Source organism: Streptomyces sindenensis, from assembly GCF_014649035.1.
Taxonomy (GTDB): Bacteria; Actinomycetota; Actinomycetes; order Streptomycetales; family Streptomycetaceae; genus Streptomyces; species Streptomyces sindenensis.
This window is the reverse complement of the sequence record NZ_BMSG01000018.1, coordinates 74,871-95,855: the sequence shown is the minus strand read 5'-3', so window position 1 is coordinate 95,855 and position 20,985 is coordinate 74,871. Positions and strand designations below refer to the sequence as shown.

The 20,985-nt window shown below is 71.3% G+C and carries 16 protein-coding genes; 8 read left to right on the top strand and 8 right to left on the bottom strand.

Annotation, left to right across the window (positions count from 1 at the left end; all coding sequences use genetic code 11):
• The gene (locus IE145_RS20255; RefSeq protein WP_229825700.1) at positions 1-1,608 is read right to left on the bottom strand and encodes a 4-hydroxyphenylacetate 3-hydroxylase family protein; all 1,608 of its coding nucleotides are present in this window, start codon (positions 1,606-1,608) and stop codon (positions 1-3) included.
• A 62-nt stretch (positions 1,609-1,670) separates the two neighbouring features.
• Complete coding sequence (locus IE145_RS20250; RefSeq protein ID WP_229825698.1) at positions 1,671-2,171, bottom strand: flavin reductase family protein; 501 nt, start codon at positions 2,169-2,171, stop codon at positions 1,671-1,673.
• Positions 2,172-2,400: 229 nt separating this feature from the next.
• Between IE145_RS20250 and IE145_RS20245 the strand changes: the two genes are divergently transcribed.
• Positions 2,401-3,045, top strand: a complete 645-nt coding sequence (locus IE145_RS20245) for a class I SAM-dependent methyltransferase (protein ID WP_229825696.1) — start codon at positions 2,401-2,403, stop codon at positions 3,043-3,045.
• Positions 3,046-3,121: 76 nt separating this feature from the next.
• On the opposite strand, the gene IE145_RS20240 is transcribed toward IE145_RS20245, so the two are convergent.
• Complete coding sequence (locus tag IE145_RS20240; RefSeq protein WP_189526912.1) at positions 3,122-4,759, bottom strand: FAD-binding oxidoreductase; 1,638 nt, start codon at positions 4,757-4,759, stop codon at positions 3,122-3,124.
• Positions 4,760-5,190: 431 nt separating this feature from the next.
• Here IE145_RS20240 and IE145_RS20235 point away from each other — a divergent pair, with 431 nt between their 5' ends.
• Positions 5,191-6,876 carry an FAD-binding oxidoreductase gene (locus IE145_RS20235; protein ID WP_189526842.1) on the top strand — a complete coding sequence of 562 codons (1,686 nt, stop codon included), beginning with the start codon at positions 5,191-5,193 and terminating at the stop codon, positions 6,874-6,876.
• A gap of 72 nt (positions 6,877-6,948) precedes the next feature.
• Here IE145_RS20235 and IE145_RS20230 read toward each other — a convergent pair whose 3' ends face one another.
• The 5 genes from IE145_RS20230 to IE145_RS20210 all read right to left on the bottom strand — a co-directional run bounded on the left by IE145_RS20230 (position 6,949) and on the right by IE145_RS20210 (position 12,301).
• Positions 6,949-7,605 carry a cupin domain-containing protein gene (locus IE145_RS20230; RefSeq protein WP_189526841.1) on the bottom strand — a complete coding sequence of 219 codons (657 nt, stop codon included), beginning with the start codon at positions 7,603-7,605 and terminating at the stop codon, positions 6,949-6,951.
• Between the two features lie 116 nt (positions 7,606-7,721).
• The gene (locus tag IE145_RS20225) at positions 7,722-8,495 is read right to left on the bottom strand and encodes an SDR family oxidoreductase (protein ID WP_189526839.1); all 774 of its coding nucleotides are present in this window, start codon (positions 8,493-8,495) and stop codon (positions 7,722-7,724) included.
• 159 nt (positions 8,496-8,654) lie between these two features.
• Positions 8,655-9,461: an SDR family NAD(P)-dependent oxidoreductase gene (locus tag IE145_RS20220; protein WP_006124751.1), complete on the bottom strand. Its 807-nt coding sequence runs from the start codon at positions 9,459-9,461 to the stop codon at positions 8,655-8,657.
• Positions 9,462-9,568: 107 nt separating this feature from the next.
• A complete protein-coding gene (locus tag IE145_RS20215) occupies positions 9,569-10,447 on the bottom strand; it encodes an AfsR/SARP family transcriptional regulator (protein WP_229825694.1) in 879 nt (292 codons plus the stop codon).
• Positions 10,448-10,621: 174 nt separating this feature from the next.
• Positions 10,622-12,301, bottom strand: a complete 1,680-nt coding sequence (locus IE145_RS20210) for an FAD-dependent monooxygenase (RefSeq protein WP_189526835.1) — start codon at positions 12,299-12,301, stop codon at positions 10,622-10,624.
• Between the two features lie 314 nt (positions 12,302-12,615).
• Here IE145_RS20210 and IE145_RS20205 point away from each other — a divergent pair, with 314 nt between their 5' ends.
• From IE145_RS20205 to IE145_RS20180, 6 genes are all read left to right on the top strand, one after another.
• The gene (locus IE145_RS20205; protein ID WP_189526833.1) at positions 12,616-14,334 is read left to right on the top strand and encodes a class I adenylate-forming enzyme family protein; all 1,719 of its coding nucleotides are present in this window, start codon (positions 12,616-12,618) and stop codon (positions 14,332-14,334) included.
• Positions 14,335-14,384: 50 nt separating this feature from the next.
• Positions 14,385-15,389, top strand: coding sequence for a methyltransferase (locus IE145_RS20200; RefSeq protein WP_189526831.1), 1,005 nt, complete (start codon positions 14,385-14,387; stop codon positions 15,387-15,389).
• Between the two features lie 117 nt (positions 15,390-15,506).
• Positions 15,507-17,525 (top strand): FAD/NAD(P)-binding protein, encoded by a 2,019-nt coding sequence (locus IE145_RS20195; RefSeq protein ID WP_189526829.1) that lies wholly within the window; start codon positions 15,507-15,509, stop codon positions 17,523-17,525.
• Positions 17,522-18,946: a nitrosuccinate lyase gene (locus IE145_RS20190; protein ID WP_189526827.1), complete on the top strand. Its 1,425-nt coding sequence runs from the start codon at positions 17,522-17,524 to the stop codon at positions 18,944-18,946. The genes IE145_RS20195 and IE145_RS20190 overlap by 4 nt, the downstream gene beginning before the upstream one ends.
• An 89-nt stretch (positions 18,947-19,035) precedes the next feature.
• Positions 19,036-20,022, top strand: coding sequence for a carbohydrate kinase family protein (locus tag IE145_RS20185; protein ID WP_189526825.1), 987 nt, complete (start codon positions 19,036-19,038; stop codon positions 20,020-20,022).
• Between the two features lie 146 nt (positions 20,023-20,168).
• Positions 20,169-20,957 (top strand): AfsR/SARP family transcriptional regulator, encoded by a 789-nt coding sequence (locus IE145_RS20180; RefSeq protein ID WP_189526823.1) that lies wholly within the window; start codon positions 20,169-20,171, stop codon positions 20,955-20,957.
• Positions 20,958-20,985: the final 28 nt, after the last annotated feature.

Sequence of the window (20,985 nt, the reverse complement as noted above, 5' to 3'; positions counted from 1 at the left end):
TCAGCCGGAGCTGCCGAGGTTCCCGCGTACGCCCGTGAACCCCTCGAACGAGTCGAGGTCGGGGACGGTCCAGCCGTCCAGGTCGTACTCCTGGAGGCACCGCTCGGCGAAGCCCTTGTAGGCGGCCACCTGGCCGCTGGCCTCCTGCGCCTGGAGGATGTCGGTGCGCACCGCCTCGTGGTTGCCCGAGTAGTTGCGCTCGTACAGCTCGTGGCGGCCGCCGAACTCGGTGCCGACCGCGTCCCACAGGAGCTTCATGAGCTTGACGCGGCTCACCGCGTCGTGGCCGCCCGAGCCGCGTACGTACTTGTCCAGGTACGGGCGGATCTCGGGGTTCTTGAAGTCCTCGGCGCCGGAGGTGGTGTAGATCAGTCCGCTGGCGACGTCCTGCTGGATGATCTCCTTGATGCGGGGGTAGCCGATCGTCATGAACCAGCGGTAGGCCATGCCGTAGTCGAGGCGGGGCAGCAGTGCGCCGTTCTTCCATTCCTGGGGGTTGCGGGCCGCGGCGTCGCTCAGGGCCCAGAACATGTTCCGCCAGGCCAGCACCTCGCCGACCCGGGCCTGGACGCCCCGGAAGTCCTTGGTGCCGGTCATCTCGACCGCCTTGAGCAGCAGCCCGGCGATGAAGTCGATCTTCACGGCGAGGCGGATGGCGCCGTGGAAGGTGAGGCGCTCCAGGAAGCCGGACTGCGGGGCGAACCCGTTGACCCGGTCCACGTCCCCGTACAGGAAGACGTTCTCCCAGGGGATGAGGACCTTGTCCATGACGAAGATCGTGTCGTTCTCGTCGAACCTGCTGGAGAGCGGGTAGTCGAAGGGGGTGCCCATGACCCCTGCGGTCGCGGCGTACGACGGGCGGCAGATCAGCTTCAGTCCCGGCGCGTCCATGGGGACGGTCGCGACGAGTGCGAACTCCTTGTCCTTCAGCGGCAGTCCGTAGTGCGAGACGAAGTTGAAGTGGGTGATCGCCGATCCGGTGGCGACGACCTTGGCGCCGCTGACGATCAGCCCGTTGTCGGTCTCCTTCTCCACGTGGACGTAGACGTCCCTGACCTCTTCCGCGGGCCGGTTGCGGTCGACCGGCGGGTGGATGATCGCGTGGTTCCAGAAGAGGACCTTCTCCTGGGACTCGCGGTACCAGCGCCGGGCGTTCTCCTGGTAGGGCGCGTAGTAGTCGCTGTTGGCACCCAGGGTGCCGAGGAACGCGGCCTTGTAGTCGGGGCTGCGCCCCATCCAGCCGTACGTCATCCTCGCCCACTCCGCGATCGCCTCGCGGTCCTCGACGAGGTCCTGGACGCTGCGGGGGGTGCGGAAGAACTTGTGGGTCCAGCCGTCGGAGCCGGTGTCGGTGGGGGCGGTGAGGACGTCGCGCCGGGCCGGGTCGTGGAGGGCGTCGTAGAGCCGCGCGGTCATCAGCGCGGAGTTGCGGAAGGCGGGGTGGGACGTGACGTCCTTGACCCGGTCGCCGTAGAGGTGGATCTCCCGGCCGTCGCGCAGCGACTCCAGATACTCGTCGCCGGTCAGCGGGCGCGTCACCCGGCGCGGGGTGTCCGGGCCGCCGGCCGCTTTCGCCGCTTCTGCGGACTCGCCCTGCTCAAGCGTCATGTCGGTTTCCTTTTCGGGTCGATGAGTCCCCGTCGGGGGCGGGCGGTGAAGGAGGCCCGGCGTCAGCGGCGGGCGGATCCGAGACCGGCGGACGATCGCAGGGCGTGGAAGGCGCCGCTGTGGAAGACCAGGGGCTCGCCGCCCGGGGCGTCGAAGCTCAGCACCTCGCCGACGTACAGCAGGTGGTCGCCGCCGTCGTAGGAGGCCCATGGTCCGCAGGCGAAGTGCGCGACGGATCCGGCCAGCCGCGGCGCGGGGCCGGTGTCCTGCCACTCGACGTCCTCGTGGGGCGCATCGCTCCTGCCCGCGAAGCGGAGCGCGAGGTCGCCCTGGTCCGCCGCGAGGACGTTCACCCCGAACGGCCCGCCGGCCAGGAGCGCGCTCAGCCTGGAGCGCCGGTCCAGGGACACCATGACCAGCGGCGGCCGGAGCGAGACGGAGGTGAACGAGCTGACGGTGGCACCGTGCACCGTTCCCAGGTCGCCGTGCCGGATGGTGACGACGGTGACACCGGACGCGAACTGTCCCAGGCAGTCCCGGAAACTTCGCTCGCCTGCGCTCACGAGAATTCCTCCACATCGGGAATGCGAGTACATCGAAATGTGAGACACAAAGGAAATGCGCTGCACATTCCCCAGCGATACACGACCAGTGTCGCAGGGGCGCCTGAAGAATCAATCAAGGAAGTACCGCACCCCTTTTCGCACTTGACAGGAATACCGGCCGCAGTTTAGATGACCGAACAGCAGAGGTATTTCATCGAAGGGATCAGGTGTGAGAATCCAGGTCGATTTGAGCGATGCCATTCAGGACTATGTCGCCGATGTCTCCCTGCGTGAGCCCGACCTGCTGGCCGAACTGCGGGAGAAGACGTCCGAACTGCCTCTGCATCTGATGCAGATATCGCCCGAACAGGGTCAGTTCCTGTCGCTGCTGGTGAAGGCGATCGGGGCGAGGCGCACGCTGGAGGTCGGCGTCTTCACGGGCTACAGCCTGTTGTCGACGGCGCTGGCGCTGCCGGCGGACGGCTCCGTGGTGGCCCTGGATCTCGACGAGGGCTGGGCGGCGACGGCGCTGGAGTTCTGCGAGCGGGCCGGCGTGGCCGACAAGGTGGACTTCCGGCTCGGCGACGCGCGCGAGACCCTCGCGGCACTGCTGCGCGAGGAGGGCGCGCCGGGCTCGTTCGACTTCGTGTTCATCGACGCGGACAAGGAGGGCTATGCCGAGTACTACGAGGCGGCCCTGAAGCTGCTGCGCCCGGGCGGCCTGGTCGTGGTGGACAACGTGCTGTGGCACGGCGCGGTCATCGACCACGAGGTGCAGGACTCGGAGACGCGGGCGCTGCGCGAGTTCAACGCCAAGCTGCACGACGACAAGCGCGTGGAGCTGAGCCTGCTGCCGTTCGCGGACGGTCTGACCTTCGCGTTGAAGCGCTGACGCCGTCGCCGTCACGGGTCGCCGCGGCCCTCGCCCGCTTGCGTGGTGCGGGGGCCGCGGTCCGTTCACACGACGGTCAGGACGGCAGCTCGATCGACTGCCGGTGGCGGAAGACGTTCCTGGGGTCGTACGCCTTCTTGATCCGCTGGAGCCTGGGGTAGTTGCCCTTGTAGTAGAGCTCGTGCCAGGGGACCGAGGACGTGTTGTGCCGGGGGTCGCTGAGGTCGACGTCCGGGTAGTTGACGTAGCAGCCGTCGGTGACGCCGTCGGGGACGGGGACGCCGCCCGTCTCGACGTACAGGTCCTCGTAGAACTCCCGGATCCAGCGCACGGACGCGGCCTCGTCCGCCGGGTCGGTCCACCAGATCATCCAGGCCATCTTGAAGGCCGAGTCGCGGTGGGCGTAGGCGGTGGCGGTGGCGGGAACGGCGTTGGACTGCCCGCCGTGGGAGCTCAGCATCAGGGAGGCGGTCGGGTTGCCGAGGTCCTCGCGCGACAGGTGTTTGTAGAGCTTCCTGATATGCCGGGCGGGGAATGAAGCACGCATGTAGGCGGACTTGAAGTCGCCTTTCAGAGTGGGGTTGTTGGTCGTGGCGTTCGCCGTTCCTATGTACTGGGTCGCCTGCATCCACGGCAGGCGGCGCGGCTCCGCGAATTCCGGCATGGGCTTGAACTCGCCGATCGGCGTCACGGCCGGTCCGGTTCTGACTCCGACACCTCTGGTCACCGCGGCCATGAAGTCCGCGTGCAGTTTCTCGGCGCGGGGGACGGAGGCGTCGACCTGCGTGACGATATTGACGGCCCCGTTGGAACGGTGGTTGAGCGAGAGCAGGCTGCATATGGCGGAATTGGGGTCGTCCGGCTCGCTGTGGGCCACGTGCCAGTCCGCGAAGTTCTTCACCAGCCGGACGAAGTCGGTTTCCGTCAGGTCCTTCCAGGCCCAGGCGGCGGCGCTGATCAGCACCTCGGCGGGCGGCTTGGGCAGGAGGCTCTCGGGGGTGCGGCCCGGCGCGCCGGGGCTGCGGAACCAGTAGCGGGTGACGATGCCGAAGTTGCCGCCGCCGCCCCCGGTGTGCGCCCACCACAGATCGCGGTTGGGGTCGTCCTGCTCCCGGGTGGCCACGACCGTCCGGACCTTGCCGGAGGCGTCGACCACCACGACCTCCACCGCGTACAGGTGGTCGATGACCAGACCGTGCTTGCGCAGCAGCATGCCCCAGCCGCCGCCGCTGACGTGGCCCCCGACACCCACGGAGTAGCAGGTGCCCGCCGGGATCGTGACCCCCCACGGCCGGTACAGCCGTTCGTACACGTCCAGCAGACGTGCGCCGGCCTCGACGGAGAACGCGTGCATCCGGGGGTCGTACCCCACCGTGGCCATCTCCGACATGTCGACGATGACGTCGACGTCCGCGTTGAAGACGAAGTCCTCCCAGCAGTGGCCGCCGCCCCGGACCGTGATCCGCTTGCCCTTGTCCACCGCCAGCTGGACGACCTGGGCCACCTGCTCGGTCGTCTCGACCACATAGACGGCGTCCGGCGCGCCGACCCACCGCTGGTTCCAGCCGCGCACCAGGTCCGGGTAGCGCTTGTCGGCCGGGGTGACCGCCACGGCCGAGGCGGGGCGGGCGGCCGGGGCGGCGCCCGCGACCGGCTCGGCGGCGGTCGCGGTGCCCGCGGTCGCCGCCCCTCCGATGACGGCGGCGCCCGCCACGCCCGCGCCGGCCGTCAGGAATCTGCGCCGTTCAAAACCGTCTGTATCACGCACTTCTCAAGCCCTTCCCACGCGTCGGTGCGGATGATGCTAAGTGCCGTCCCGGGGCGGGGAACTCCAATTCTTGCGGTCTTTCGGCCGGCCCGGGGGAAAGATGAACACGCTTGACAGGCCGAGGCCGCCTGGCTCTAATTATCGCCACGTCGGCCGAAACATGACGCGAGCCCGCCGGCCCCACGACAAAACGTCCGTGGGCACCGGCAATCCCCCCTCGCCGGAGGCGACTCCACCCTTGCGTATGCAATCGGGTGCCCCGCCGACATCCCCCCTCAGAACCTTACGTTCCGCTCATTCCCGCGGAACCACCGGGGACATCAGGGCGTCCCTGGAAACCAGCAATGTCTTTTTCGGCTTCGAGAAGGGTGAAAACGATGAAGCGGTCAACGGGTCTCGGGCGGCGGAAGTTCCTCACCGGCACCACGGCCGGCCTGGGCGGGGCGGCGTTACTCTCGGGCGGCGGAAACGCATTCGCCGTCACCGCGAAGCCCGGTCCGCGCGCGGCGGATCCGTCGATCGGTCCGGTCACGGTCACCCCGGCCGACCAGCAGTACCAGGATTCCGTCAGAGCGTTGAACGCCCGGTATGTGGCGCGCCCCGATTCGGTGCACTTCGTGGACGCCCCCGAGCAGATACCGGCCATCGTGGAGCGGGCCGTGAGAGAGGGGAAGCGGCTCAGCATACGCAGTGGCGGACACTGCCTGGAGGATTTCGTCTACAACGCCGATGTCCGGGCCGTGATCGACGTCTCGCACATGAACGGCGTGTACTACGACCCCGCTCGCCGGGCCATCGCGGTGGAGTCCGGCGCCACGCTGCTCGATCTGTACGAAACGCTCTACCAGGCCTGGGGGATCACCGTCCCCGGCGGCATCTGCTACTCCGTCGGTGTGGGCGGCCATGTCAGCGGCGGAGGCTGGGGCATGCTCGCACGCCGGGACGGCCTGGTCGTGGACCACCTGTACGCGGTGGAGGTCGTGGTGGTCGACGCCTCGGGCCGGGCCAGAACCGTACTGGCCACCCGGGAGAAGGACGACCCCCACCGGGAGCTCTGGTGGGCGCACACCGGAGGCGGCGGCGGCAACTTCGGTGTCGTCACCCGCTACTTCTTCCGCTCCCCGGACGCCGTCGGCGCCGACCCCCGCACGCTGCTGCCCAAGCCGCCGGCCGAAGTCCTGCTCAGCGCGGTCTCGTGGCCCTGGGCCGGGCTCAGCGGGGACGGATTCGCGCGGCTGGCCCAGAACTACGCCTCCTGGCACGTCGCCCACGGGGCGGCGGACAGCCCGCAGCGCTTCCTCACCAGCTTCCTGATCCTCAACCACCAGGCCAACGGCCAGATCGGGCTGGTCACCCAGGTCGACGCGGCGGCACCCGGCGCGCAGAGGATGCTGAAGGAGTACCTCGCGTACATGGGCCGGGGCATCCGCATCGGACGGGGCGCCCTCACCCGGCAGATGGGCGACATCGGCCCGATGCCGCAGTTCTCCGCCGCGCGCCGGCTGCCGTGGCTCCAGGCCACCCGCTTCGTGGGGACGACCAATCCGCTGCTCAACGACCCGACGCTGCGCGCCGAGTACAAGTCGGCCTACATGCGGGCCGAGTTCCCCCGGGCCCACCTCGACGCCATGCACAAGCACCTCACCCGGACCGACATCGCCAGCCCGAACCTGAACATCCAGCTGACGCCGTTCGGTGGCGCGGTCCGCGGGGTGGGCCACGACGCGACCGCGGCCGGGCACCGGGAGGCCGCGTTCAAGATGCTCTGGTCGGCGCAGTGGAACGACCCGGCGGACGACGCCACATACGTGGCGTGGACCAGGGAGAGCTATCAGGAGGTGTACGCGAGGACGGGCGGCGTGCCGGTGCCCGACGGCGTCACCGACGGCTGCTACGTGAACTATCCGGACGCCGATCTGAGCGATCCGCAGTACAACACGTCCGGTGTGCCGTGGCACGCGCTGTACTACAAGGACGCCTACCCGCGGTTGCAGCGGATCAAGAAGACGTACGACCCCAGGAACGTCTTTAGGCACCGGCAGTCCGTGGAGCTGCCGAACTAGCCCGCGCGCCGCGTCCCCTGCTGTTGTGCCCGGGCCCGGTGCGCCGGGGCCGGGCACGACAGCGCGCACGGGTCAGCGATGCCCCTGGGCCGGCTCGCCGCCGTGGAGGTGCGCCAGAACCTCTTCCGGCAGCTCCTCCAGCTCGGCCGTCTCGAAGGGCCGGCGCTCAAGATATTCGGGATTGCATCCCTGATAGCCGAGAAGCCGCGCGACGGGGGAAAGGACACCGTTGATCACCCGCTGCACCGGCCAGGGCCGGTCGGTGAACCGGAGCACATCGGAGAACTCGCTCATGGTGACGGCGCTCTGGAGCATATTGGGGCGCCCCTCCTTGTTCGTCTTGCCGTCCTGGGCGAGACCGAAGAGCTGCCGGCATATCAACTGCTCGAAACGGTCGGCCCGGTTGTTCAACTCGACGACGACAAACGTCTCTTCGGTCTCGCTGTGGGCGAACCAGCGGTGGACGGTGCCGGGAGGCACGAGAACACTCTGCCCGAGCTTGTCGAGAACGATGTCCCGGCCCGCGACATGCACGCGCAATTCTCCCCGTACGAGAATGAAGCGCTCCGAGCTGTAGGGGTGCGTGTGATATCCGGCTGCAAATCCTCCGGGTTCGACATACATGTCCATCACGGCGCGTTCGCCCTTCGTGCTGGCGGCCGGCGTCCGGATGACGAGTTTCTCCCGGCACAGCGGGTTGTAGTAGGCCTCGCCCGGGTGGACAGTCATGGCGTTCCTCCAGTGAATTCGGTGGTCCGAGCACTGTCGTGGAGCCGGTTGTCACGCACTCCCCACAGAGAGGATTTCGCAGCCGCCCTTTCCTGGCACCGCCATTCTTTGCTCTTTCACATGCGGGTTCCGCCACTGGCGTCGATGTGCTGACCCGTGATCCAGCGCCCGGCGTCGGTGGCGAGGAACGCCACCGCGTCGCCGATGTCCTCGGGCTCCCCGACCCGGCCGAACACGGACTTCGCCGCGGTCTCCTCCCACGCGTCCTTGTCGTGGCGCAGCCAGTCGGCGTTGGAGTCGGTGTCCACGTATCCGGGGGCGACCACATTGACCGTGATGCCCCGGGACCCCAGCTCCTTGGCGAGGATGCGGCTGAAGCTGTCGAGCGCTCCCTTGGTCGCGCCGTAGGCGATGACCTCGGGCAGGCCCAGGCGGGTGACCGCCGAGGAGATGTTGATGACCCGTCCGCCGTCACGGAGGCGGTCCAGCGCGTGCTGCACGATGAAGAACGGCGCACGGATGTTCACGGCGATCATCCGGTCGAAGTCGGCGACGGTGGCGTCCTGGAAGTGGTCCCGCAGCGCCACCGCGGCGTTGTTCACCAGGATGTCCACCCCGGTGTCCCCGTCGTCGGAGAAGGCCCGCCGCTGGACGTCGAACTCCGCCCAGAACCGTTCGGCGTCGCCCTCGTGGCCCAGTTCGGTGCCGAACGCGAAGGCCTGGCCGCCCGCCTTGCCGATGGTCTCGACGACCTCCTGCGCGGCCGCGGCGTTGGTCGCGTAGTGGACGGCGACCAGCGCGCCCCGGGCGGCCAGCCGCTCGGCGATTCCACGGCCGATGCTCCGGCTGCTCCCGGTGACGACAGCAGTCTTGCCCTTCAATGTCTCCATGAGAGGTCTCCGCTCAGGTCGATGAGAAGCCCGGGGCCGTGGAGCCCGGGACGGTGGGTCCGGCGCGGGATTCGATGGCACGGCAGCGCGTGGCGGGCCTCCAGCGGTACGCCGGGGGCCCACCACGCGGCCCGTGCCACCGATCCCGGGCCGCCGGGATCAGACGCTCTTGAGGAACCCTCCGTCGACGGCGAAGTCGGCGCCGGTCGTGCTCGCCGAGCGCGGCGAGGCGAGCAGGAGGATCGCGTCGGCGACCTCCTCCGGCGTGACGAGCCGCTTGGTGACCAGGTTCATCATCTCCGGGGCCACGTTCTCCATGACGTTGTCCCGGTCCGTTCCCGCCATCCCGGCGATCACGTCGGCCGCGCCGCCCTCGTCGGTCCACCAGGCGGTGAGCACCGGGCCGGGCGAGACCGTGTTCACCCGGATCCCCTGCGGGCCGAACTCCTCGGAAAGGACCTGGGTGAGGTTGGTCAGACCGGCCTTCGCCGCCCCGTACTCGGGGTTGGCGGGCGCGGGCTGACGGGCGAGGCCCGTCGAGACGTTGATGATCGAGCCCTCGCCCTGCTGGAGCATCTGCGGGATCGCGGCGCGGATCGCCCGGACGACGGCGAAGAGGTTGAACTCGAAGATCGCGCGCCATTCGGCGTCGTCGGCGTCGAAGAAGCCCGTACGGGGCAGCGTGATGCCGGGCGGCGGGCCGCCCGCGTTGTTCACCAGGATGTCGAGCCGGCCGAACTCCGCGATGGCGCGCTCGACCACCTGACCGGGCGCTTCGGGGTCCATGAGGTCGACCGAGGCATGCACCAGGTTCGGGCCGGCCAGCTTCTCGAGCTCCGGGGTGATCTTGCGGGAGGCGGCCACCACGCGTGCCCCCTCCTCGATCAGGGAGCGGGTGACGGCCAGGCCGATGCCCTTCGACGCCCCGGTGACGACAGCGACACGGCCGGAAAGCTTCAGGTCCATGAATGTCCTTCTGGTGATGGGCTCGCGTCCGGGGGCCGGGCGGAGCCGTTTCTTGCACTCTCATCGGTCTGAACACCGCGCCCCCCGAAGGGGTTGCACGCCCCGGCTCACCCCGGGAGCCCGGCCCCGCTCCACGTGGGTACGGACGGCCCCGCCGGTGGGCGGGGGTCGACGAGGTCGAGCGAGAGCCGCCATCGCGGCATCGACGGCGCGTCGAGGCGCGGATGGGCGGCGAGGATGTCGGTGTTGAGCTGCTGGATACGGGCGGAGGGCGATGCGCCGTGCTCGTCGCGCAGCGCGTGCCGCAGCCGGTGGAAGACGGTCAGGGCGTCCACCCGGCGGCCCGACCGGTACAGGGCGAGCATCAGCTGGGCGGCGAGCGTCTCGTCGGCGGGGTGCTCCAGCGACAGGGAGCTCAGTTCGCCGATCAGCGTGTGATGGCGGCCCAGGTCCAGGTCGGCGGATATGCGTCTGCTGAGCGCGTCGAGCCGGTTGCGCTCGACGACCGCGATGGCCGCGTGGAGCAGCGGCCCGATGGGCACGTCGACCAGGATCTGACCGCGCCACCGCTGCTGTGCGGCGCGCAGTTCCCGGGCACCGCGGCTCAGCGCACCGCAGTCCAGGCTGTTCCGGGCGGAGCGGACCTCGTCCTCGTACACGTCCAGGTCCAGTTCGCCCGGCTCGACCCGCAGGACGTAGCCCTGGTCGCGGGTGGTCAGCTGGCCCGGTCCGGCCGGGCCGGGCGAGGCGCTGTTCGGCCGTCCGCCGAGTGTGCGGCGCAACTGCATGACGTAGGTGTGCACAGCCGCGACGGCGCTGGAGGGCGGGCTGTACTCCCAGAGCTCCTCGACAAATTGCGACATGGACACAACATGATTGGCGTTCATCAGCAGCAGCGCCAGCATCTGGCGCTGCTTGGGGGCGCTGGGAGTCCGGTCGATTCCGTCGTCGACAACAGAGAGCGGGCCGAGCACACAGAAATCCATGGATCCTCGTATTCGTCGCGGCCGCCGGGAGATCATCCCGTAAGTGGTCGTAGCGAAAACCTCTGCGGTCGGTACGCGGAGGCCGTTCCGCCGTGTTTCCCGAGAATATTTCCGTGTTTCAACAAACGTGGGCGCGGCGCGATCAGCCCGCTCCGGACCGGATTTCAGCGGAATTCACCAGAACGCTTCACGCCGGCCATGCCCCGTCACCAGATCCAGCAGGGTTCCGGGATCGGCGGGCGGCCGCTCGCCGCGCCAGGCCACATGCCCGTCGGGCCGGACGAGCACCAGCCCCGGCCCGTACAGCTCGCGCGCCGCCCCGTCGGGGAGGTCCAGCCGGGTGAGCGGCACCCCGCGGTCCCGCGCGGCGCGGGCCAGGGCGCCGGAGTCCGCCACCCGGTCGCCCACCCGCAGCAGGGTGAAGCCGGTACCGAACCGGTCGAAGAGCGAGCTGCCGGGGCCGTGTACGTCGTCGAGCCAGAGGTGCGGCGCCCGGCCGCCGGGTACGGCGGAGGGGGTGTACGAGACGAACGCGTCCGGGGGCGGGGTGCCGCCGCCCGCGTCGATGACCGGCGAGCCGTCGTAGCGCGCCCCGAGCTGGACGCCCAGCGTGTCCAGGGTGCGTCGGCCGTACTCGGCGAGCGCCAGCCCGGTCTTCTCCCGGGCGGCCCGGCCCTCGGCCGAGTCGTCCTCCAGGGCGGCGGGCCGCTCGATCGCGCCGAGGCCGACGGCCAGTTCGCGGGCGGCGGCGGTGTTGCGCAGCGCGACCGGCCGGCGTTCTGCCTCGTAGGAGTCGAGCAGGCGCGGGCCCGCCCAGCCCTGGACGGCGGCGGCCAGCTTCCACGCGAGGTTGGCGGCGTCGTCGACGCCGGTGTTCATGCCGAAGCCGCCGTTGGGCGTGAACAGATGGGCGGCGTCGCCCGCCAGCAGGACCCGGCCGTCGGAGAACCGCTCGGCGACCAGGGCCGCCCCGGCCGTCCAGGGCCGGTGGCCGAGCACCTCCACCGGCAGGTCGGCGCCCGCCGCCCGCCGCACGAGCCGCACCAGCTCCGGGGCGTCCACCGTGTCCGGGTCCACGGAGCTGGTCAGCAGGAAGAACTCGTCCACGCCGTTGAGAGCGATCAGATTGAGCGCCAGTTCGCCGTTGAAGACCCAGTTGCTCCAGGCCGCGCGGTCCCCGAGGAACTCCCCGTACAGGGTGGGGACACGCAGGTGCGCGGCGGTCGCCCGGCGGCCGAGGACATCCTGGTCGAGGGCGCCCTGCCCGCTGTACGAGATGCCGAGGCGCCGCCGGACGAAGCTGCGGCCGCCGTCCGCGCCGACCGCGTACCGGGCGTGCCAGGTACGCGGGCCCGCGGGACCCTCGGCGCTCACCACGACCCGGTCCGCCCGCTGTTCGAGGCCGGTGACCGTGGTGCCGAAGCCGAGGGTGATACGGGGACGGGTGCGGGCGTGGTCGAGCAGCAGGCGCTCCACGTACATCTGGTTGGCCCGGTGCATCGGTTCCGGCACCTGGTCGGTGCGGGCCGCCGTGGCCGTCCGCGCCCGCACCTGTCCGGAGCCGGGCCACGGCAGCAGGCACAGGCCGTGGCCGCCGTACCGGGTGGAGAAGGAGATCCCGGCGTCGTGCCCGGCGGGAAGGCCCAGGGCCCGGACGCGGTCGGCGAGGCCCAGGGTCCGGTAGTGCTCCATGGTGCGGGCGTTGTGCGTGCTGCCCCGCGGTGTGTCCGGCACCGATTCCCCGGAGTTGAGGACCACCGACCCGACGCCGTACCGGTCGAGGAGGAGAGCGAGCAGGAGTCCGACGGGACCGCCCCCCACAATGACGATCGAGGTCGTCGACGATCGCTCCATCCGGCAATCCTCCAGCCGTAGTCCCGGTGCGTACGGCGAATGCGCCGTACGAATGCGTCCTTGCACGGTGGTTATGCTCAGGGCCTTTGCCCAACTGCCGTCGGACAGACTCCCAGCGGTGCCTGAAGGATGGAGCGAGATCACCCGGCACCGGTACTGCCGATTACCTGACGACCTGCGAAATCGCGTCCGTGGACCGAATCTTTAGAAGGATCTCACAGACTTCCCAGGGCCGGGGTGGCAATCGTCCACCGGGCACCCCGGAACACCGCCCTCCATAATGCGGCTCTCCCTGCGGAGCGAGAGGTAGTTCTATGTTCCTCTTCGGTACACACCGGTCCCCGGCCCAGCGCCTGCGGCTTTTCGCCGACCGCGGGCTGGGCGCCGGGAACTTCTTCTGGCATGCCTGGAAGGTCGCGTCCGACCGCGACCGGCCGCTGCTCTTCCACCCCGACGTGGCCTCCCCCTCCTGGTCGGAGGAGAAGCTGGTCGGCCTGTCCCTCGACGACATCCGCGTCGCCGCGATCCGGTACGCGAACTGGTACCGCGCGCGGGGGGTGACGGCCGGCAGCCACGTCGGCGTCATCACCGGGCACGGGCTGTTCGGACTGATCCACCACATCGCCCTCACCGGACTGGGCGCGGCGGCCGTGCACTGCAATCCGCGGATGGAACCGGCCACCGCGGCCGAGTACTTCCTGCGCACCGAGTCACAACTTGTGGTCGGCGACACCGTGTTGCTGGACGCGTGCGCCGAGGCGTGGGAGGCCGCCGGGGCGAAGGACACGCCCCGGCTCCAGGACATCCACGTCCTGGACGCGACCGCCCGCTTCCCCGCGCGGCCGCTGCCCGGGTTCCCGCACCGGCACTCCGCCGACGACCTCGTGATGATCTCCCACTCGTCGGGCACCACCGGGCGGCCCAAGGCGCCGGTGTTCCACCACGGTTCGTTCTTCGTCGGCAAGCGGGAGCGGCTGTGGACCTTCCCGTCGCTGCGCTCCGACCGGCTGCTGACCGCCCTGCCGCACAGCCACTCGGCCGGCATCAGCTACCTGAGCATGGCGATCCTGCTCGGCATCCCCACCCTGATCCTGGACAACGCCGACGGCGAGAAGGTCGTCCGGGCCATCAACGCCTTCCACCCCAGCACCGTGCTCGGCTTCCCGCTGACGCTCGCCGAGATCGACGCCGACCGGATCCGTCCGGAGGCGGCCCAGCACATCCGGCTCTGGAACGGCATGGGCGACGCCTCGCACGAACGCCATGTCCGTCCGCTGGTCGCACTCGGCAGCCGGGGCCACGGGGCGAAGAGGACCGCGGGCTCCGTCTACCTGGACGGGCTCGGCTCCTCCGAGATGGGCATGGTCCTCTTCAAGCAGGCCTACACGGCGCAGACTTCGCGGTACGGACGACTGATCGGCACCCCGGCCCGGGTGGTGCGCGGCGCGGCCGTGCTGGACGCGTCGGGCCGCGAGGCGCCCGCCGGTCAGGCCGGGCGCCTGGGGGTCCGCACCCCCAGCGTCACGCCCGGCTACTGGGACGACCCCCGGCTGAACGAGGAATCGCTGGTCGACGGCTACTTCCTCACGGGTGACATCGTGCGCCGGGACACCGAGGGGCGCTGGTACCACCTGGACCGCACCCCCGACGTCATCAAGTCCGCCGACGGCGAGGTCTACAGCCTTCCGCTGGAAGAGGTCGTCCTGCTGACCACCGGGGCGCTGGACGCGGCGGTGGTGGCCGTCGACGGCCCCGGCCCGGCGGACGCGTCGGTGCCCGTCGCGGTCGTCTACCACGCCGACGACGTCGAGCGGGTGCCCGCGGATGTGCTGCGGGTCTGCAACGAGGCCCTGGACCGGGCGGGCCTGGCCCGGCTGCACGGCCTGGTGCTGGCCGCCGGACGGGACGAACTGCCGGTCGGGGTGACCGGCAAGGTCCTCAAGCGCCGGCTGCGCGAGAAGCACCGCCGACTGCTCCACGAGCCGCCCACCGGCGCCGTGGCCGTGGCCGACGGTTCCGCGCACACCGGCTGACCCCTCCGAACGGCCCTTCACCGTCCCGTCCCACAGAAAGGCCCTCCCCCATGGCCGACCGGAGCGCAGCCCGCCGGGTCATCGACATCGTCACCGGCGCCTGGCAGTCCCAAGCCCTGTACGCGGCCGTGGCGTTGGGCCTCGCCGACCACATCGCCGCCGGACACCTCACCGACGAGAAGCTGGCGGCGGCGGCCGGAGCCGACGAGGACGCCGTCACACGGCTGATGCGGCTGCTGACGGCCATGGAGGTCTTCGGGGGCAACGGGCGCGACGGCTACCGTCCGACCGCCGTCAGCGAGTGCCTGCGCGAGGGCGCCGACCAGTCCATGAGCGACATGGTCCGCATCTACGGCGAGGAGTTCCACCGGGCCTGGGGGGCGGTGGTCCCCGCCGTCCGCAGCGGCACGTCCGGGTTCGCCCACGCCTTCGGGACCACGCTGCACGCGTACTTGCGCGACGAGCCGAGCGCGGGGCCGAAGTTCCAGCGGGCGATGAACGCGGGCAACGTGTTCTTCCCCGACGTCCTGGACGCCTTCGACTTCGGCGGGGCGAGGACCGTCGTGGACGTGGCCGGCGGCAGCGGATCGCTGCTGGCGACGGTGTTGCGGGCCCACCCCGGGGTGCACGGCGTCCTCTTCGACCAGCCGCACATGCTGCCGATCGCCACCCGGTACCTCGACGAGGCCGTCGGCCCCGGCCGCTACGCGACACGGGGCGGCGACATCTTCCACGAGGTGCCGGGCGGCGCCGACGTCTATCTGCTCTCGCGGGTCCTCCAGGACTGGGACGACGAGCACTGCGTACGGCTGCTGTCCACCGTCCGCCGGGCCATGCCCGACTCCGCGCGGCTGCTGATCGTCGAGCGGGTCATCCCCGAGGACGGATCGCACCTGCTGCCGCTGCTGTGGGACCTCCATCTGCTGATGGCGGCCGGCGGCCGGGAGCGGACCGGGCCGGGCTACGCGGCCGTACTCGGCGCGGCCGGGTTCCGGACGGAGTCCGTGCACCCCCTCGCACTGGAGACCAGCCTCCTGGTCGCCGCCCCGGCCTAGGCCCTGTCGTCGAACTGCCGCCTGCCGCGCGACGACGGCAGTTCGACGACAGGACCTTGGAGGCCCGGCCCGGCGGACCGACTGTGCGGCCCCTTCGAGACGTAACGGAGAATCCGGATGAGCAGCGGGCACCTCGCAGTCTGCATTGTCGGTGCCGGGCCCCGCGGCCTGGCCGTGCTGGAGAGGATCTGCGCCAACGAACGGCAGACCGCCGCCCGCACGGCGGTGACCGTTCACGTCGTGGACCGGGCCAGACCCGGGCCCGGGCGGGTCTGGCGGACCGACCAGTCACCGCATCTGCTGATGAACACGGTGGCCTCGCAGGTCACCGCGCACACCGACGCCAGCGTGGCGATGGAGGGGCCGGTCCGGGCCGGGCCGAGTCTGTACGAGTGGGCCGTCTCCCTCGCGGAGAACGGGAGTCCGCGGTCGGCCGCGTCCGGCCGTGAGGCCGGGTTCCTGGCCGAGGCGGCGTCCCTCGGCCCGGACTCGTACCCCAGCCGGGCGCTGTACGGCCGCTATCTGGAGGAGGCCTTCGACCGTACGGTGGCGACGGCCCCCGGCCACGTCCGCGTCGTGACGCACCGGTCCCTCGCCGTCGCGCTCGACGACAGCACGGACTCCGAGGCGCAGACGCTCACCCTCGCGGACGGCACCCGCATCACCGGCCTGGACGCCGTGGTGCTCGCCCAGGGCCATGTCCCGGCCGAGAACTCGCCGGTCGAGGAACGCCTGGCCCGCGAATCGCGGGCGCGCGGCCTCGTCCACATCCTGCCGGCCAACCCCGCGGACGTGGACCTGTCCGCCGTCCGGCCCGGCGAGGCCGTGCTGCTGCGCGGTCTCGGGCTGAACTTCTTCGACCACATGGCGCTCCTCACGCTCGGCCGGGGCGGACGCTTCGAACGCTCCGGCCCCCGTCTGGTCTACCGGCCCTCGGGCCGTGAGCCGCGCCTGTACGCGGGTTCCCGGCGCGGCGTCCCGTACCACGCGCGCGGCGAGAACGAGAAGGGCGCGCACGGCCGCCATCTGCCGGTGCTCCTCACCGAGGAGGCGATCGCCCGGCTGCACCGGCGTGCCGTGGACGGTGAGCGTCTGCACTTCGGCACCGACCTGTGGCCGTTGATCGCGAAGGAGGTGGAGAGCGTGTATTACACCGCTCTGTTGCGCGCGCGGGGCGAGCGGCCGGGGGCCTGGTCCGGGGGCCGGCCGGGGGTCGAGGAGTTCACCGCCCGCTATCTGGCGGCTCCCCCGGGCCGGGCCGAACAGGAGCTGCTCGACGCGTACGCCGTCGCTCCCGGCGATCGCTGGGACTGGGAGAGGATCTCCCGGCCCTACGGCGACCGGGTGTTCGCCGGCCGGGACGACTTCCGCGACTGGCTGCTCGGGCACCTGGCCCGGGATGTCAGCCAGGCCCGTGCGGGCAATGTGAGCGGGCCGCTGAAGGCCGCGCTGGACGTGTTGCGGGACCTGCGCAACGAGATACGGATCGCGGTGGACCACGGCCGCGTCGAGGGCAACTCCTACCGCGACGACCTCCAGGGCTGGTACACGCCGCTCAACGCGTTCCTGTCGATCGGCCCGCCCCTCTCGCGCATCGAGGAGATGATCGCGCTGCTGGAGGCCGGGGTCCTGGACGTCCTGGGGCCCGGGATGAGCGTGGTCATCGAGAGCGGAAGCCAGGAATCCGGAGGCGGGGCGTCCTTCGTGGCGGCCTCCGACCGGGTGGGCGGACCACCGGTGCGGGCCGCCGTGCTGATCGAGGCCCGGCTGCCCGAGCCGGACGTGCGGCGTACCCGCGACCCGCTGCTGGCCTATCTGATGGCCACCGGTCAGGCGAGCCCCTACCGCATCGACGGGGCCTGCGGCACGCGGTACGAGACGGGCGGCCTGGCCGTCACCGAGCGGCCCTACCGGGTGGTGGACGCCGAGGGGCGGGCCCATCCGCGCCGGTTCGCGTACGGCGTGCCCACCGAGGCCGTCCACTGGGTGACCGCGGCGGGCATCCGGCCGGGCGTCAACTCGGCGATCCTGGGGGACGCGGACGCCCTGGCCCGGACGGTGCTCCGGCTGGAGCCGGCGGGCGGCGCGGCGGACGCTCCGGCCGAGGACAGCGACTTCTCGCAGGCGCTGGCATGACGGCGGCCGAGCCGGGACCGGACGCCGGACTGCTCGTTCCGGTGTGCGCGGGCACCCCCGTCGAGGCGGCCGTCGACGACCGGGCGTGGCTCCAGGCCATGCTGGACGCCGAAGCGGCCCTGGCCCGCGCGCAGTCGACGCTGGGCACCGTGCCGCCCGGCGCGGCGGCCGTCATCACCGAAACGGCGCGGGCCGAACTCTTCGACGTACGGGCGCTGGCGCTGGCCGCGCGGGAGACGGCGAACCCCGTCGTGCCGCTGGTGCGCGAGCTGACCCGGCTGGTGGCACTGAGCGACCCGGCCGCCGCCGAGTACGTGCACCGCGGCTCGACGAGCCAGGACGTCTTCGACACCGGCGCGATGCTGGTGTCCGCCCGGGTGGCGCGACTGCTTCTGGCCGATCTGCGGCGCACCGCCGACGCGCTGTACGAGCTGGCCGCCGCGCACCGGGACACGCCGATGGCCGGCCGGACCCTGGCCCTGCACGCGGTGCCGACCACGTTCGGCCTCAAGGCCGCAGGCTGGCGCGATCTGGTGCTCGACGCGGCCGACCGCGTGGCCGGGGTGCTGGCGGGCGGGCTGCCCGTGTCGCTGGGCGGCGCGGCGGGCACCCTGGCCGGCTATCTGGAGTACGCGGCGATCGCGGCGGCGGGCGGCACATCCGCCGGGCTCGATCGCGGTGGGTATCTCGACGCCCTGAACGGCGCGTTCGCGGCGGAGACCGGCCTGGCGCGGCAGAGGACGCCGTGGCACTCCCTGCGTACGCCGGTCGCGGACCTGGCCGCCGCGCTCGCCTTCACCACGGGCGCGCTCGGGAAGATCGCCGTCGATGTGCAGTCGATGGTCCGCACCGAGGTCGACGAGGTGGCCGAACCGGCCGTAGCGGGCCGGGGCCGCTCGTCGGCCATGCCGCACAAACGCAATCCGGTTCTCGCCACTCTGATCCGCAGCGCGGCGCTCCAGGTTCCGGCGCTCGCGGCCGGGCTGACCCAGTGCATGCTCGCCGAGGACGAGCGCTCGGCGGGTGTCTGGCACGCGGAGTGGCCGCTGCTGCGCGCCTGTCTGCGGCTGGCCGGCGGTGCGGCCCACACCGCCGTCGAACTCGCCGAAGGGCTCGTGGTCAGGCCGGAACGCATGCGCGGCAACCTGCGGCTGACCGGGAGCCAGATGGCCTCCGAACGGGTCGCCGCCGCGCTGGCGTCGGGGCTGGGCCGAAGCCGGGCCCAGGAACTGCTGGCCGAGGCCTCCGCGACGGCCCGGCACACCGGCCGCCCGCTGGCGGAGGTGCTCGCCGCGCTTCCCGGGGTGGCGGCGTGCCTGGACCCCCGGGAGCTGTCGGTCCTGCTGGATCCGCTCGGCTACACCGGGGCGGCCGGCCCGCTGGTCGACCGGGCGCTGGAGCGTCCCGCCGGTCCGGCCTGACCTGCGGGGCACCCGGCAGCCCCACCAGCCCTTTCCGTTCCCGACCCCTTCCCGACGCACCGCATCGCGAGGTCCAAGGAGAAGCCGCCGTGCGCATCGCCGTGACCGGTTCCATCGCCACCGACCATCTGATGGTCTTCCCCGGACGCTTCGCCGATCAGCTGGTCAGCGAGCACCCGGCCCGGGTCTCGCTGTCCTTCCTCGCCGACTCGCTGGAGATCCGCCGGGGCGGTTCCGCCGCCAACATCGCCGTCGCCCTCGGCCGGCTGGGCCTGGGCCCGGTGCTGGCCGGCGCGGTCGGCGCGGACTTCGCGGGCTACCGGGCCTGGCTGCACGACAACGGCGTGGACACCGAGCTGGTGCGGATCAGCGAGTCGCTGCACACCGCGCGCTTCGTTTGCACGACGGACGCCGACCAGAACCAGATCGCCGCCTTCTACTCCGGCGCGATGGCCGAGGCCCGGGAGATCACCCTCGCCTCGACCGCGCGCCGGGTCGGCGGCATCGACCTGGTGGTGATCGCGCCCAACGACCCCGAGGCGATGCGCCGCCACACCGACGAGTGCCGCCGGCTGGGGCTCGACTTCGCCGCCGACCCCTCCCAGCAACTCGCCCGCCTGGACGGGAAGGAGACCCGCCGCCTCGTGGACGGGGCGCGTTTCCTCTTCACCAACGAGTACGAGGCCGCCCTGCTCCTGAAGCGGAGCGGCTGGTCCCACCGCGACGTCCTCGCCCGGGTCGGCACCTGGATCACCACCCGGGGTGCCGACGGCGCCACCGTCGCGCGCACCGGCGGGCCGGCCCTGCGGATCCCCGCCGTCCCCACCGAGAGGCCGGCCGACCCGACCGGGGTGGGCGACGCCTTCCGCGCCGGGTTCCTGGCGGGCGTGGGCTGGCACTGGCCGTACGAGCGCGCCGCCCAGTTCGGCTGCGCGATGGCCACCACGGCGCTCGAAGCGGTGGGGCCGCAGGAGTACACGCTTTCCCTGGCCGGCCTCCTCCACGGGATCGGACAGGCGTACGGGCCGACAGCCGCGTCGGAGATCGAGGAGCGGCTGGCCTGCGTGCGCGCGTGAGTTGCCGGCCGTCGCCGGGGCAACACCCCGACGGCGGCCGGCTCAGAACGGCTCGATTCGTTTCCATGGAATTGACGTGCCCGAAACCGGGTACCTAACGTCGGCCATCGCGAGTACCTGAGTCTCCCGAAGATACGGAGAAGGCAATGGAAATGGGCGTTTTAGGTTCGTTGGTGCTGGTCAGCGGCCGGGTCGACCTGACCCCGAGCGCGCCGAAGCCGCGCCAGCTGCTCGCCTTCCTGATGCTCAACGCGAACCGCATGGTGCGGGCCAGCGACTGCATCAAGGAGTTATGGGACTCCCATCCTCCGAAGAGTTCGATGTCCACGCTCCAGACCTACGTACTCCACATAAGACAGGCCCTCCGCTGCACAGCGGCCGAAGTCCACGGCCGGACCCTGGTCACCCAGAACCACGGCTACCAACTGAATGTCGCACCGCACTCCTTCGACCGGTTCCGTTTCGCGTACATGGACCGGCTCGGCCAGGAGGCCGCGGCGGCGGGCCGCTTCCAGCAGGCGTCCGACCGGTTCTCCGAAGCCCTCGCCCTGTGGCGGGGCCCCGCGCTCCAGGACGTGCGGACGGGCCCCCTCAGCCGGACCCATCTGGTCGAGCTGGAGGAGACACGCAAGTGCGTGCTCGAACGCCGCATCGAGGCGGACCTGCGGGTCGGCCGGCACCGTGAGCTCCTGGACGAACTCGCCGCCCTGGCCGTCCAGCACCCGACGCACGAGAACATCCACGCCCAGTACATGCTCGCCCTGCACCGGTCAGGGTACCGGCCGCGGGCGGTCACCGTCCACCACATGCTGAGCAGCGCGCTGCGGGACACCCTCGGCATAGAGCCCACCCCGCGCATGCAGGACCTCTACGAGGCCATCAAGTCCGGCGCCCCCGAACTGGACGTTCCGGCGCTCACCCCCCGGATCGTGTGAGCACTCCACGGCCGCTCCGGGCCCGCGG

What these genes read in the sequence shown, in the direction of transcription:
- IE145_RS20255 (WP_229825700.1), bottom strand. Translation starts at nt 1,608, where the DNA reads ATGACGCTTGAGCAGGGCGAGTCCGCAGAAGCGGCGAAAGCGGCCGGC.
- IE145_RS20235 (WP_189526842.1), top strand. Translation starts at nt 5,191, where the DNA reads ATGAAGCGGTCAACGGGTCTCGGGCGGCGGAAGTTCCTCACCGGCACC.
- IE145_RS20230 (WP_189526841.1), bottom strand. Translation starts at nt 7,605, where the DNA reads ATGACTGTCCACCCGGGCGAGGCCTACTACAACCCGCTGTGCCGGGAG.
- IE145_RS20225 (WP_189526839.1), bottom strand. Translation starts at nt 8,495, where the DNA reads ATGGAGACATTGAAGGGCAAGACTGCTGTCGTCACCGGGAGCAGCCGG.
- IE145_RS20220 (WP_006124751.1), bottom strand. Translation starts at nt 9,461, where the DNA reads ATGGACCTGAAGCTTTCCGGCCGTGTCGCTGTCGTCACCGGGGCGTCG.
- IE145_RS20215 (WP_229825694.1), bottom strand. Translation starts at nt 10,447, where the DNA reads ATGGATTTCTGTGTGCTCGGCCCGCTCTCTGTTGTCGACGACGGAATC.
- IE145_RS20210 (WP_189526835.1), bottom strand. Translation starts at nt 12,301, where the DNA reads ATGGAGCGATCGTCGACGACCTCGATCGTCATTGTGGGGGGCGGTCCC.
- IE145_RS20205 (WP_189526833.1), top strand. Translation starts at nt 12,616, where the DNA reads ATGTTCCTCTTCGGTACACACCGGTCCCCGGCCCAGCGCCTGCGGCTT.
- IE145_RS20200 (WP_189526831.1), top strand. Translation starts at nt 14,385, where the DNA reads ATGGCCGACCGGAGCGCAGCCCGCCGGGTCATCGACATCGTCACCGGC.
- IE145_RS20195 (WP_189526829.1), top strand. Translation starts at nt 15,507, where the DNA reads ATGAGCAGCGGGCACCTCGCAGTCTGCATTGTCGGTGCCGGGCCCCGC.
- IE145_RS20190 (WP_189526827.1), top strand. Translation starts at nt 17,522, where the DNA reads ATGACGGCGGCCGAGCCGGGACCGGACGCCGGACTGCTCGTTCCGGTG.
- IE145_RS20180 (WP_189526823.1), top strand. Translation starts at nt 20,169, where the DNA reads ATGGAAATGGGCGTTTTAGGTTCGTTGGTGCTGGTCAGCGGCCGGGTC.